Annotated in this window: 11 protein-coding genes; 7 read left to right on the top strand and 4 right to left on the bottom strand. The window is 64.3% G+C overall.

All coding sequences use genetic code 11. The features are described from left to right. Positions 1-172 precede the first annotated feature (172 nt). Positions 173-1,336 (top strand): MFS transporter, encoded by a 1,164-nt coding sequence (locus ACNOHI_RS15375; protein ID WP_420475557.1) that lies wholly within the window; start codon positions 173-175, stop codon positions 1,334-1,336. Further along, positions 1,333-1,923: an MOSC domain-containing protein gene (locus ACNOHI_RS15380; RefSeq protein ID WP_420475558.1), complete on the top strand. Its 591-nt coding sequence runs from the start codon at positions 1,333-1,335 to the stop codon at positions 1,921-1,923. Before ACNOHI_RS15375 ends, ACNOHI_RS15380 begins: the two co-directional genes overlap by 4 nt. On the opposite strand, the gene ACNOHI_RS15385 is transcribed toward ACNOHI_RS15380, so the two are convergent. Then, on the bottom strand, positions 1,880-2,638 hold the full coding sequence (locus ACNOHI_RS15385; protein ID WP_420475559.1) for an L-asparaginase: 759 nt from the start codon (positions 2,636-2,638) through the stop codon (positions 1,880-1,882). The two genes, ACNOHI_RS15380 and ACNOHI_RS15385, sit on opposite strands and share 44 nt — an antisense overlap. Positions 2,639-3,276: 638 nt before the next feature. Between ACNOHI_RS15385 and ACNOHI_RS15390 the strand changes: the two genes are divergently transcribed. Continuing rightward, on the top strand, positions 3,277-5,880 hold the full coding sequence (locus tag ACNOHI_RS15390; protein ID WP_420475560.1) for a chemotaxis protein CheW: 2,604 nt from the start codon (positions 3,277-3,279) through the stop codon (positions 5,878-5,880). Continuing rightward, a complete protein-coding gene (locus ACNOHI_RS15395; protein ID WP_420475561.1) occupies positions 5,877-6,395 on the top strand; it encodes a hypothetical protein in 519 nt (172 codons plus the stop codon). The genes ACNOHI_RS15390 and ACNOHI_RS15395 overlap by 4 nt, the downstream gene beginning before the upstream one ends. Here ACNOHI_RS15395 and ACNOHI_RS15400 read toward each other — a convergent pair. After that, the gene (locus ACNOHI_RS15400) at positions 6,388-7,290 is read right to left on the bottom strand and encodes a LysR family transcriptional regulator (RefSeq protein WP_420475562.1); all 903 of its coding nucleotides are present in this window, start codon (positions 7,288-7,290) and stop codon (positions 6,388-6,390) included. The genes ACNOHI_RS15395 and ACNOHI_RS15400 overlap by 8 nt on opposite strands. Before the next feature lie 108 nt (positions 7,291-7,398). Between ACNOHI_RS15400 and ACNOHI_RS15405 the strand changes: the two genes are divergently transcribed. Further along, positions 7,399-8,037 carry an NAD(P)-dependent oxidoreductase gene (locus tag ACNOHI_RS15405; RefSeq protein WP_420475563.1) on the top strand — a complete coding sequence of 213 codons (639 nt, stop codon included), beginning with the start codon at positions 7,399-7,401 and terminating at the stop codon, positions 8,035-8,037. 180 nt (positions 8,038-8,217) lie between these two features. On the opposite strand, the gene ACNOHI_RS15410 is transcribed toward ACNOHI_RS15405, so the two are convergent. Continuing rightward, entirely contained in the window at positions 8,218-9,276 is a 1,059-nt protein-coding gene (locus tag ACNOHI_RS15410; RefSeq protein WP_420475564.1) for an AbrB family transcriptional regulator, read from the bottom strand. 34 nt (positions 9,277-9,310) lie between these two features. Next, the gene (locus tag ACNOHI_RS15415; RefSeq protein ID WP_420475565.1) at positions 9,311-10,288 is read right to left on the bottom strand and encodes a tripartite tricarboxylate transporter substrate binding protein; all 978 of its coding nucleotides are present in this window, start codon (positions 10,286-10,288) and stop codon (positions 9,311-9,313) included. 189 nt (positions 10,289-10,477) lie between these two features. Here ACNOHI_RS15415 and ACNOHI_RS15420 point away from each other — a divergent pair, with 189 nt between their 5' ends. Together ACNOHI_RS15420 and ACNOHI_RS15425 are read left to right on the top strand one after the other, a co-directional pair. Continuing rightward, positions 10,478-11,158 (top strand): response regulator, encoded by a 681-nt coding sequence (locus ACNOHI_RS15420; RefSeq protein ID WP_420475566.1) that lies wholly within the window; start codon positions 10,478-10,480, stop codon positions 11,156-11,158. Positions 11,159-11,202: 44 nt separating this feature from the next. Further along, positions 11,203-12,555, top strand: a complete 1,353-nt coding sequence (locus ACNOHI_RS15425) for a sensor histidine kinase (protein ID WP_420475789.1) — start codon at positions 11,203-11,205, stop codon at positions 12,553-12,555. Positions 12,556-12,619: the final 64 nt, after the last annotated feature.

Raw genomic sequence — 12,619 nt, forward strand, 5'->3', positions numbered from 1 at the left:
GTGCGGTCCGTTCAGCAAAAGGCGTGCCGTCGTTCAAGCGCTGGAAAGCATGCTCCATGCACCGGGGATGCGCACGCGCAGTCATGCATCTGCCCCGAATTCGTGCGGCGCGACCGCTTTCAGCACGGTCGTTCATGTTTCGCTACACTGGTAGGCCTTTCCTGGAGTCCCCATGCAGACCAGATTGTGGTCCCTCACCCTCGGCAATTTCGCGATCGGCACCGGCGTCATGATCGTGCCGGGCATGCTCAATGAACTGAGCGCCGACCTCGCCATCTCGCCGGCGCAGGTGGGCATGCTGATTTCCGCCTTTGCGATGACGATCTGCGTCACCGGCCCCTTCCTCGCTGGCTGGACCAGCGCCATCGAACGCCGCAAGCTGCTCACCGTATCGCTGGCGCTGTACGCGGCCATGCACTGGCTCGCGGCGCTGTCGCCGGGCTACCACACTTTGCTGGCCGCACGCATGCTGACCGCGCTCGGCGCCGCCGTCTTCACCGCGCAGGCGGCTGCAACTGCCGGTCTCATGGTGGCGCCTGAAGTACGGGGCAAGGCCATCGGGCTGGTATTCCTCGGCTGGTCGATCGCCGCCGTGGTCGGCACCCCCATTGGTGCCTATCTCGGCGCGCATATCGGCTGGCGTCCCACCTTCGGACTGGTCGGCCTGCTCGCTGCGCTGTTCGCGGCCGGGGTGTGGATGCAGATTCCGTCCAAACTCTATATCGCCCCCATGGATCGCGCCGCATGGAAGGCGCTGTTTGCCAATACACCGCTGCTGCTCGCGATTTCAGTGACCGCGATCCAGGCGCTCGGCATGTTCACCATGTTTTCCTACATGGCATTGCTGCTAAAGGATTTCATCGGCGCCACGCCGACCGTCATCAGCGTCATGTTCCTCTGCTTCGGCATTACCGGCGTGCTCGGCAACGTCATCGGCGCACGCGTGATGGATCGCATCGGGCCGATGCGTGTCGGCGTCGTGGCGATGGGCTGCATGCTGACCGCGATCACGCTGTGGCCGCTCACGCGTGGCTCCCTGCCGGTCACCGTGGCGTTGATCCTGCTCTGGGGATTGGGATGCTTTGCGATCAACGGTTCACAGCAGGCGAGACTGGTCGCGATGGCACCGCCGCTGGCATCGGCCTCGGTATCCCTCAATTCCTCTGCGATCTATCTCGGGCAGGCAGTGGGTGCGTTCATCGGTGGCCTGATCGTGTCGACGCAGGGCACCACCAATCTGTCCTTCTATAGCGCAGTCCCGATGGCCACCGCCATCATTGTGTCGCTATATGCAACCAGCCTCGCCAATCGGCGGCGCATGATGGAGGCCGCATGAAGATCCTGAGCGTGAATATTGGCGCTGTCGCCGATCTGTTCGTCCCGCAGTCGGACCAGATGCGCCGCGTGGTCACCGGAATACACAAGAAACCGGTTGCCGGAAAGGTAACGGTCGGCAAGCTCGGCCTCGACGGCGACGAGCAGGCGGACCTGAGCGTGCACGGCGGCCTGGCCAAGGCGGTGTATGCCTATCCCGTCGAGCACTACGCCTTCTGGAAAGCGCAACGCCTTGCTGCATTGAAGCGCGACGAACTGCTGCCGTTCGGTTCGATGGGCGAGAACCTGACGTTGGAAGGCTTGCTGGAAAGCGATGTATGGATCGGCGACCGCCTGCAGGCCGGTTCGGTCCTGTTCGAGGTCACCGACCCGCGCCAGCCCTGCTACAAGTTCAACGCGAAGATGGGGTTTTCGCACGCGGCGAAGATGATGCTGCAGGCAGGATGCAGCGGCTTCTATTTGCGCGTGATCGAGACGGGCGCGCTGGAAGCGGGCGATGCGGTGAGGCTCCTTCCCGGCAAGCGGGAAACCTCACTCGCGCAGGTCAACGAACGACGTCTGAAGGGGCGGCAGCGCGATCTGTTCTGAAGCTGTGCTTCACGACCGCACGTCCACCTGTCCAGATCTTCGTCCAGCCGGGAGGCCAGGGCAAAGGCGGGCCGGCATACGCGGGCACGCCGCGGCGCACTGGAATCACCGGCAGATGGTCCGGCACCGGCCCATCGCGTAAATCCCATCCGAGCGTGTACGCATAATTCGGCAGCAGCGCCTCGCATACCGCGTCGAACCATTCCGTATGGTCCTCGTCGCGGCGCAATGCCTCGGCCAATCCCTGCGGATCGAAGCGCGCAAAGGAATGCACCAGTTCCTGCGCCGTCGCGCCAGGCTGGTCGCCCCAGCCGAGCACGGGATTGAAGTTGTAATCCGCCCCCGAGCCGTACCAGCCTTCACGCCAGGCGCGGTCGATCCAGTTGCGCTGTCCGGTGAACAGGTGCCAGCGCCAGTGCAGTCCCGACGGCTTCGGCCAGGAGTAGAGGTACAGGCGCTGATAGCCCGCGCGATGCAGTTCGCGCACCATGGCCATCAGCCGCGCATGCGGCATGCGATCCGGCGCATCGCGGCGGAATCGAATCGGCTCGCCGTCGGCGTGCTGCAGTTCATCGTGCGAGAGATTCAGGTCCAGCGTGCGCACCTCGTCGCCGAAGCGCGCCGACACCCAGCCGGTCAACAGGTTGACCGAGGTGATGACGCCATATCCGCGATGGCGATGGAAGATGACGGTGCCGGGTGCAACGGGTTTCATGGGCATTCGGTAACGGTTCATACACTGGGCACGACGCGCCTTGCCATCGCTCTATGGCGGGCAAGGCGAGAGGTGTTCAACACACTCTAAACCATTCGCCGGCACAAATCACCTCTTGATTTTTGCCGCGATTGGGCTTCGGTTTTTCACTGCAACAGGACGGGCCTTCCGCGTCTGGCGGCATGGAGTGCACAGCGGATAGTGGCGATGCGGTGTGCGTGCAGTCGAGAATGCTGCCTGTCATGTCCGCCGCCGTGGAGGACCGCTCCCTGGTTCACTGATCGGACAGGCCGCGAAGCAATTTGTTCAATGGTTTTTGCCAGCAAGCCATGCCATTCAGTCTACGTTGCACTCCCCACAATGTTGCTCGGAGGCACAAAAAAAGTGCACGTTCACGCTTATTCCTTTTCGCTTCCTCGACAAGCGGTTAGGCGGCAGTGACTCTCCCAAGGGCTTGAATTCACGGAAAAAACCGGCGAGCGGAAATGCTGCAGGGCGAAATGAACAAACGCTCTCGGCACCTTTTCTCTCGTTGGCCTGCAACTTGCAATGTTGTTGCATCGCACTATTTTGTGCCTTCTCGTCACTGTCCTACCCGGTCAGCGACGCTCTGCCCACCTTTATCGAGGACAGCACCCATGCGCGACACTGCCCCTTGGGCCATCGATACCTTCCTGCCCTACATGCGCGACGTGGTGCGCTGCGAACAATCGCTGCGCGAACTGAACCTGATGTGGCGCATGATCGAGGCCTCCGCCAAGATGAACTGCCCGGTCGAAGCCAAGACCATCCTCCCCACGATGGCCGCGACGCGCGCCGGATTCAACCGGCTCGAGCAGGAGCTCGTCAGCAGCCTCGTGCGCGAGAAGGTCGGCAATGTCCTCGACGAAATCGGCACCAAGGCGCAGTACGTAATCGATATCGTGGTGCGCAACCTGTACGAACGCACCGCTGACGTCGGCTTCCTCGCCACCGATCGCGAGCTGTGCGCCTTTGTCGCCGGCATGCACGACGACGCCGATGCCGTCCGCCTGCGCCTGCGCGCCTACCGTAGCAAATACACCGTCTACGATGAAATCATCCTGCTCGACACGCAGGGCAACGTGCTGGTGCAGATCGACGAGGCCACGCCGCTTGAAGGCAGCACCGACCCGCTGCTGGCCGAGACGCTGGCGTCGAGCACCTATGTAGAAACCTTCCGCGCCACCGACCTGCGCCCTGCGAAAAAGCAAGCGCTGGTCTACTCGCGGCGCATGCTGCACCCCGACACAGGATCGCCCGTCGGCGTGCTGTGCCTGTGCTTCCATTTCGAGGAGGAGATGGCCGGCATCTTCCGCTCGCACCGCGACGCCGAAGAGCGGTCGAACATGCTGCTGCTCGACGGCGAGAACCGCGTCATCGCCAGCGCCGACGAGCGCTGGATTCCACCCGGCGCCATCGTGCCGGTCAACCGGGATGCCAGCGCGCGCCTGATGGTCTACGGCGGCCGCGAATACCTCGTGCGCACTTTTGTCGCTGAGGGCTACCAGGGTTACATGGGGCCGCCGGGATGGCAGGGGCAGGTCATGATTCCCGTCGACGTCGCCTTCCGCGGTGGCAGCACCGACGCCCTGTCGGCACTCGACGGGCACGTCGCGGATGGACTGCTCTCCCATGCGCGCTCGTTCTGCCCGCCGCTGTACGACATCATGACCGCCGCCGACACCATTCGTCGCGTCGTCTGGAACGGCCAGGTGATGACCGCCGGCCAGCGCGGCGAGCTGCTCAAGCTGAAAACCATCCTCGACCAGATCAGCGAAACGGGCAATCGCAGCAACGAGCTCTTTTCGCAGTCGATCCGCGACCTTTACGAGACCGTGCTCGCATCCAGCCTGCGTGACTCTGAATTCGTCACGCATCTGCTGGTCGACCTCCTCGACCGCAACCTCTACGAGCGCTCGGACGACTGCCGCTGGTGGGCGCTGACGCCGGAGCTGCGCAGCGCGCTGGCCGCCGACGAAAAGGACTTCGAAACCATGGAAGGCGTCACCGCCATCCTCGATTACATCAATCGGCTGTACACCGTCTATACCCGCATCTTCGTGTATGACGCGGACGGACGCATTATCGCCAGTACCAATCCGCTGGAGAATGGCGTGTCCGTGGTCGGTACCCGGATCGACCCGGCCACGCTGGCGGGCGTGCGGGCGCTGCGCAACGAGCAGCAATACCATGTGACGCCATTCGCGCCGACCCCGCTCTACGGCAACCGTCCCACCTATGTGTACCACGCCGCCATTCGTGACCCCGACAGCGAAGCGACGGTCGTTGGCGGCATCGGCATCGTGTTCGACGCCGAGCCGGAGTTCAACGCCATGCTGCGCGGTGCGCTGGGCGAGAAGGAGAATGTCAGCGCCCTCTTCATCGACCGGGGCGGACGCATCATTTCCAGCACTGATCCGTGCCGGCCCGTGGGAGGGCAACTGGACATCGATCCGGCGCTGCTCAAACTCGACAACGGCAGCAGCGCTTCGCGCATCGTGCTGCACGACGGCCATTACGCCATCATGGGCTGTACGGCCTCCAACGGCTACCGTGAATTCAAGGTGGCTGACGGCTACCGGGAAGACGTGATTGCGGTCGTCTACAACCTGTTCGGCGAGGTGCGCGAGCAGGGCAGCGCACGGCCTGCGGACGCCGTCATCGAGAGCGGCATCGGCGCCGAAGGTGGGCGCGAGTACGCAAGCTTCTTCATCGACGGCATGCTGTTTGCGATGCCGGCCGACGCGGTGCTTGAAGCCTTGCCCGCTTCGGAAATCTCGCCGGTATCGATGGGCGGCAGGGAGGAACGCATCGGCGTGCTCGCGCAACAGCGCGTCGGCGAGTCCAGCAGCTTCGTCTGGGTGTTCGACCTGCGCCACCTGATGCGGGGCAAGGCATCGGAGATCGGCAGCGCCAGCCAGGTGGTCGTGGTGCGCCACAACGGCCAGGACATCGGCCTGCTGGTCGACGAACTGCATGGCGTGCCCGAGTTCCACGCCGCGCAGATCGTCCCGACGCCGTTCGCCGCCAACGCCGACGGCCTGCTCGTCAAGCAGGTCATCCAGGCCAACGAAGGGCGCCTGCTCATCCAGGCGCTCGATGTGGCGCAACTGTTTGCCTGCTTGAAGGATCCGTCGCTGCCGACCGTGCTGAATCTCACCGACATGCAGCGACTGACGGGCTATCGCGACGCGGCTGAACTCTTGGGTGAAGCGGCATGAGCACGATCGAACAGGCCATCCTCGGCAGCGGTGTGCTTTACGACCGGCTGTGCCTGATCACGGAAGTGCTCGGACGCTTCGTCTCTTGCGCGCCGCGATCCGTCGACATCGCACACCTTGAAAAACACACTGGCAGGCCCGCGAAGGAATTGCTCAGGCTGTGCGCGATGCTCTGCCGCGAGGAGCTGCTGCGGCGGCATCCGGACCAGCCGCGTTGCTGGCTGCTCGCGCGGGAGGCCAGTCAGGTGACGCTGGAAGACGCCTTCCGCTGCGCAATGAACGAGCAGGCGGCGCGCGCACGACCCGCCCGCGTCCGGGCCGAGGTGCAGGAAGGTGGGCCCCGGCGTGAAGTCGACATGCTGGTCATGCAGGCCACGATGGACATCAACCAGAGCATCTTCCAGCACTTGCGCCAGTTCTCGCTGGACCGGCTGAAGGTGTCGGCGGCCGGCATGTTCGGGGCGCGTCGCACGACGCCCGATCCGTGGACGCATGCGCGCCTGTCGTTCAGCTAGGTGTCAGCCAATTCTTGTAGAAATCGATGAACTGCCGTACGCGCGGCGGCACATGCCGGCCCTGCGGATAAACGGCATGAATGCCGCCGCGTGGCAGCGACCAGTCGGGCAGCAGCCGCACCAGCGCGCCTGCCTCTAAATCATCCCGCACGCTGTAGGCGTCCAGTACCGAAATGCCGGCGCCTTGCCGCAGCATGGCGCGCAGCGCGCCGGGAGAGTCCACGCGCAGGCGGGACTTTACCTGTAGCGTGTGCGTCTCGCCGCGGCGGGCAAATTTCCAGGTGAAGGGCGTTGGCAGCAGCATGAGCGCCACCCACTCATGCTGCGCCAGATCCTCGACGCGCTTCGGTTTGCCTGCGCGCTGCAGGTAGTCTGGCGATGCCACCACGTACTGGTCGAACTCGCCCAGCTTGACCGCGCGCAACGAGGAGTCGCGGAGCCAGCCAAGCCGGATCGCCAGGTCGATGCCTTCCTCCACCAGGTCGACCACGCGGTCGCCGGTGCGCAGGTCGACCTGCAGCGCGGGATGACGCGCCGCGAATTCCGCGGCGGCCTGCGCCAGCGATTGCACCGCATGGTCGACACTGGTGGTCAGCCGCAACGTGCCGGTCAATTCGCCCTGCTCGTGCCCGACCTGGTCAATCGCCTCCTGAATGCCGGCCAGCAGCGGCTTGCATTCGTCGTGCAGCCTGCGCCCGGCATCGGTCAGGCTGACCTTGCGCGTGGTGCGCAGGAACAGTGTCGTGCCGAGCTTTTCTTCCAGCCGGCCGACCTGGATGCTGACTTTTGCCTTCGCTACGCCAAGGCGTTCCGCCGCTGCCGTGAAGCCGCCGGCCTCGACGACGGCATCGAAGACCACCAGGCTGTTGAGATCGATCTGGTTGAGAAGGGACATGGCTGATTGTATTGATCTGGATAACAATCAATTATTGACTTGCCTGTTTATCGAATCAATGTATTTCGCGATGATGTGCATGCATTCAAACAACACGGAGTCCACACCATGCGTATCGCGCTCATTGGCGCCACCGGCTTCATCGGCTCGGCCATCCTGAAGGAAGTCCTCTCCCGCGGCCATGAGGTCACGGCACTCGTCGCCCATCCTGAAAAGCTTGCCACGGCGGCCGGTCTGACGAAGGCGGGCGCTGACGTGCTCGACCAGGCCAGGCTTGCGGCCCAGCTCAAGGGGCACGATGCCGTCATCAGCGCCTTCAGCGGCCATGCGCAGGGCGATGTCCACGGTTACTACGTCAAGGGCATTCGATCCATCATCGGCGCGGTGAAGGATGCCGACGTGCAGCGGCTGCTGGTCGTCGGAGGCGCGGGCAGCCTCGAAGTCGCACCCGGCGTGCAACTGCTCGACACGCCCGGATTCCCCGACATGTACCGTCCGACTGCCGAGGGCGCGCGCGAAGCGCTGAAGCTGCTGCGCGAAGAGCCTCACCTGAACTGGACCCTGCTGAGCCCGTCCGCGGTGATCGCCCCCGGCGAGCGCACCGGCAAGTTCCGCCTCGGCGCCGACCAGCTGCTGGTCAATGAGCAGGGCGACAGCCGCATTTCCGTCGAGGATTACGCGGTGGCCATGGTGGATGAACTGGAGCGTCCCGCGCACGCACGCAAGCGTTTCACCGTGGGCTACTGAGGCGAACGCTCGTTCCGTTATGCATGGCCTGCATGAGGCGATGCATACACAGCATTGGATTGACAGACAGGCATCACATACGATGCGCATCGGTGCCAGCCGGGGACGTTTGCCAGCGTCTTTCACCCCGGCTGTCTCCTGGGGTTCGGAGTGATGCCTTAAAGGCGTCACTCCTTTTTTTTATCCCCGCCGGCGACGCTCCCAGTTCCGCGCGAGGCGGAACAGCGGGCCGATGGTCAGCACCAGCGCCGCCATGCGCGTCACATGGAAAGCGGTGACGATGGGCACGCCGAGCTGCAGCGTCTTCGCAGTCAGGCTCATTTCCGCAATACCGCCCGGCGAAGTTGCAAGGATCGCGGTCGCCGGATGAATGCCGCTCACGGCCGACAGCCCGAAGGCGAAGCAGGCCGCAATCCCCATGGCCACCAGTGCGCAGACCGCCACGCTTGCCAGGTAACGCGGCGCCGTGTGCAGGAATTCCGGCGTGAAGCGCGTGCCCAGCGAAATGCCGATGAACAGCTGCCCGAGGTGCACCATCCACTCCGGCAGGGCGGACAGGTTGATGCCCGTCGAGGTCAGGCCGATCGCGACCGCCAGCGGCCCGATCACCCATGCGTTCGGCGAACGGATGCGCTTGAGCAGCAGGGCGCCGGCGCTCGTCAGCAGGATCAGCAGCAGGAGTCCCGGATAATGCACGACACGTGCTCCCGGCGCATACACGTCGCTGCCCTGCACGCCGGCAAACTTGAACAGGAAGGGAATGATGGCCACCACCATCATGATGCGCAGGCTATGCGCCGCCGCGACCCTGTCCACTTTTGCGCCGTGGCGCTCTCCCTGGCTTGCCATTTCCGACGCGCCACCCACGGCCATCGCAAAGAATGCCGTCGTCTTCTCGACCCCCGACAGCTTGTGCAGCAGCCAGCCGCAGAACACGCCGAGCAGCATGGCAAACCCGACGCCGGCGACGATGTAACCGAGATAGGACAGGAGCACTCCCAGCACCGCCGGCGTGAAGTACAGCCCGAGCGCCGTGCCGATCGCCCACTGTCCCGCCTCGCGCACCTGCACCGGGTTGTAAAGTTGCGCGCCGGCCATGCGCGCAATGGCCGAGCCGAACAGCGGGCCGATCATCCACGGCAATGGCGTGTCGAGCCAGTCACAGGCAAGCGCGGCGATGAAACCGATGGCCAGGGAAAGCAGGAAAGGCGGCGCGTTCGCGCGCGTGAGGAAAGGCATGATCTCTGATGCTACCGGCCGGGCAAGGGATAGGTCAGCGGACGAGTCCCAGTTCCTTCGCCCGCTTGCCGTAGTCGTCCACGGTATGGTTCACGTAAGCGGTCAGCGCATCGCCCGTCATCGAAAACGGATACAGGCCGTGCGCCGCGCGCAGTTGTTCGAAAGCGGGTTGCGCCATCATCTTCTCGAAGGCAGCCACCCATTTGCGGTAATCCTTGTCCGGCACGTTCGGCCCCATGTACACGCCACGGATGATCGGCCAGGTCAGGTCGAAGCCCTGCTCGCGCGCCGTCGGCACATGGGAAAGCGGGCCGGGCAGCCGCTTGTCCGCCATCACCGCGAGCACGCGGATCTTGCCGCTGGCCGCATGCAGGGCCGCCTCCGACGCATCGCCGGACACGGCCTGCACATAGCCGGCAAGCAGCGCGGTAAACGATTCCCCGCCGCCCTCGAAGGCCACGAAGCGCAGCGACTTCGCATCGCCGCCGGCCTGCTTGGCGAGGATGGAAACCTTCAACCAGTCCTGGCTGCCGACCGTGCCGCCGGCGCCAATGGAAATGCCGGACGGATTGCGCTTGATCGCTTCCAGCAGGTCGCGCAGCGTCTTGTACGGCGAATCCTCGCGCACCGCGATCATGCCGTAGTCCGTGCCCAGCGCCGCCACCCAGCGCACATCCGATGCCGACACCTTGCCGTATTTGCCCTGCGCCAGGTTGAGCAGCGAGCCACCGGAAAAAACGACCAGGGTGTCCGGTTCCGCGCGCCGTTGCGACAGCACCGAATTCCACGCGACGGCTCCGATGCCGCCGGGCAGGTAGCTGATGCGCAGCGCAGGGTTGACTTGCGCCAGCTTGGCTACCGGCTCCAGTCCCTTGCGCGCCAGCTTGCAGGTCAGGTCCATGCCACCGCCGGGCTTGGCGGGGACGATGCATTCCGGCGGACGCGCGGGCTCTGCGCCTGCCTGGGCGGCAAGCAGTAACGCCAATGGGAGGAGCCATGCGCGAATTGTCATTTTGCATCTCTTTTGTCATGCCGGATGACGTCATTCTTGCCGATATTCGGCAGCGCGACAAACAGCGCCGCTTTTGCAAACAGGTTGAAGTTGAGTATGATGGGTAACGCCGTTCCGCACGTCATGCAGGCTTGAGGAGCGGCGCAACATTCCACACTACTCTGCCCAAGCTTTCAGTCTGCTTTCAATATGCGAATCCTCCTGGTCGAAGACCACGCCGAACTCTCGCGCTGGATCAGCAAGGCGCTGCAGGACGCGCGCCTGACGGTCGAATGCGCGATGAATGGCGCGGACGCCGATGCGCTGCTCCACACGCAGGAATACGCGCTGGTGATCCTCGACCTCACCCTGCCGAAGATGGACGGACTGGAAGTGCTCAAGCGCATGCGCGCCCGCGGCAGCAAGACGCCTGTACTGGTGCTGACTGCGCGCGGCGGACTGAACGAACGCGTGCAGGGCCTCAACCTCGGCGCCGACGATTACCTGGCCAAGCCCTTCGAACTGGTCGAACTCGAAGCGCGCGTCAAGGCGCTCCTGCGCCGCTCGCAGGGCAATGAAGCCGTGGTGCTGAACTGCGGTGCGCTTTCCTTCGACACCGTCTCGCGCATGTTCACCTACGGCGGCACGCCGCTCGCGCTGACGCCGCGCGAACATTCCGTGCTCGAAGTCCTGATCACGCGCGCCGGCCGCGCCGTGCCGAAAGAGAAACTGTTCGACGAAGTGTTTGCGCTCGACGACGACGCCAACCTCGACGCGATCGAGATCTACATCCATCGTCTGCGCAAGAAACTCGAACGCGCCGAACCCGGCCGCGTTGCCATCACCACGCTGCGCGGCCTCGGATACCTGCTGGAAGAAAAACCGCAGTGAACGCATTGCGGATCGGCAGCCTGCGCGGCCAGTTGCTGGCGTGGATGATCTTTCCACTCGCCATCCTGGTCGCGATCGACGCCGTCACCGTGTATCACGCCTCGATCGAAGCTGCCGACCTCGCCTACGACCGTTCGCTGCTCGCCTCCACCCGCGCGCTGTCGGAGCGCGTCTCCATTGTCGACGGCAAGGTGGTGGCGGACGTGCCCTACGTGGCGCTGGACAGTTTCGAGACGGACACGCTCGGGCGGATCTACTACAAGGTTACCGGTATCCACGGCGATTTCGTGTCCGGCTACGACGACCTGCCGCCCTTGCCGAAGAATGTGCAACGCTCGCAGGCCTACCCCGCGCTGGTCTACTTCTATCATGCCGTGTATCGCGGCGAGCCGGTGCGCATTGCCGCGCTCTATCAGCCGGTGTACGACGATACGATTCGCGGCATTGCCCTGATCCAGGTCGGCGAATCGCTGGAGGCGCGACGCGACCTGGCGCGCAAGATCCTCTTCGATACGCTGCTGCGCGAGGCGCTGCTGGTGCTGGCCGCCGCCGTGCTCGTCTGGTTTGCGGTGCGCTTTGCGTTGCGTCCGCTGAAGCGGCTGGCCGATGACGTGGAAGCGCGCAAGCCGACCGACCTGTCCGACTTCAATCCCGCGCTCGTGCACAAGGAAGTGCGCCCGCTGGTGGCCGCCATGAACGGCTACATGGCGCGCCTGCAGACATTGATTGCCGGGCAACGCCGTTTTATCGCCGACGCCTCGCACCAGTTGCGTACGCCGCTCACCGTGCTCAAGACCCAGGCCGAGCTGGCACAGCGCGAGCATGATCCCAGGGCGATGCGCGAAATCGTGCACGGCATCGGCGCGACCACCGACGCCACGGTGCACCTGGCCAACCGCCTGCTATCGCTCGCCCGTGCCGAGCACGGCGCGGCCGAGGGAGAACTGCAAACGCTGTCGCTGAGCGACCTGGTCCGGCAGGTTGGCCTGGAACTGGCGGTGGAGGCGGTCAAAAAGGACATCGACCTGTCTTTCGAGGGGCAGCGCGAGGTACAGGTGCGCGGTCACGCGCTGCTGCTGCACGAAATGCTGGCCAACCTGATCGACAACGCGATCCGCTACACGCCGCGCGGCGGCAAAGTCGCCATGCGCGTGTTCAAGGTGGATGTGCCGATGCTGGAAGTGGAAGACAGCGGCCCCGGCATCCCCGAAGCCGAGCGCGAGCGCGTGTTTGCACCCTTCTACCGCGCCACCTCCGCGCAAGCGGTCAACACCGCTGGAAGCGGGCTGGGCCTGACCATCGTGCGCGATATCGCTGCCATGCATGGCGCGAAAATCGAATTATTGGACGGCGCGCAAGGTGCCGGTTTGAAAGTCAGGATACTTTTCCCCCATTGACGCCAGGTGCAGCTTTGCAACCTTATGTAAAAGTTGGCGTCTAAACCGGCTTTTGCGCCTACGG

This window comes from Noviherbaspirillum sp. ST9, assembly GCF_048799745.1.
In the GTDB taxonomy this organism is placed as follows: Bacteria; Pseudomonadota; Gammaproteobacteria; order Burkholderiales; family Burkholderiaceae_D; genus Noviherbaspirillum.

Bases quoted from the DNA above. Each gene is read 5' to 3' on its own strand.
- ACNOHI_RS15375 (WP_420475557.1), top strand. From the start codon at position 173: ATGCAGACCAGATTGTGGTCCCTCACCCTCGGCAATTTCGCGATCGGC.
- ACNOHI_RS15380 (WP_420475558.1), top strand. From the start codon at position 1,333: ATGAAGATCCTGAGCGTGAATATTGGCGCTGTCGCCGATCTGTTCGTC.
- ACNOHI_RS15385 (WP_420475559.1), bottom strand. From the start codon at position 2,638: ATGAAACCCGTTGCACCCGGCACCGTCATCTTCCATCGCCATCGCGGA.
- ACNOHI_RS15390 (WP_420475560.1), top strand. From the start codon at position 3,277: ATGCGCGACACTGCCCCTTGGGCCATCGATACCTTCCTGCCCTACATG.
- ACNOHI_RS15395 (WP_420475561.1), top strand. From the start codon at position 5,877: ATGAGCACGATCGAACAGGCCATCCTCGGCAGCGGTGTGCTTTACGAC.
- ACNOHI_RS15400 (WP_420475562.1), bottom strand. From the start codon at position 7,290: ATGTCCCTTCTCAACCAGATCGATCTCAACAGCCTGGTGGTCTTCGAT.
- ACNOHI_RS15405 (WP_420475563.1), top strand. From the start codon at position 7,399: ATGCGTATCGCGCTCATTGGCGCCACCGGCTTCATCGGCTCGGCCATC.
- ACNOHI_RS15410 (WP_420475564.1), bottom strand. From the start codon at position 9,276: ATGCCTTTCCTCACGCGCGCGAACGCGCCGCCTTTCCTGCTTTCCCTG.
- ACNOHI_RS15415 (WP_420475565.1), bottom strand. From the start codon at position 10,288: ATGACAATTCGCGCATGGCTCCTCCCATTGGCGTTACTGCTTGCCGCC.
- ACNOHI_RS15420 (WP_420475566.1), top strand. From the start codon at position 10,478: ATGCGAATCCTCCTGGTCGAAGACCACGCCGAACTCTCGCGCTGGATC.
- ACNOHI_RS15425 (WP_420475789.1), top strand. From the start codon at position 11,203: ATGATCTTTCCACTCGCCATCCTGGTCGCGATCGACGCCGTCACCGTG.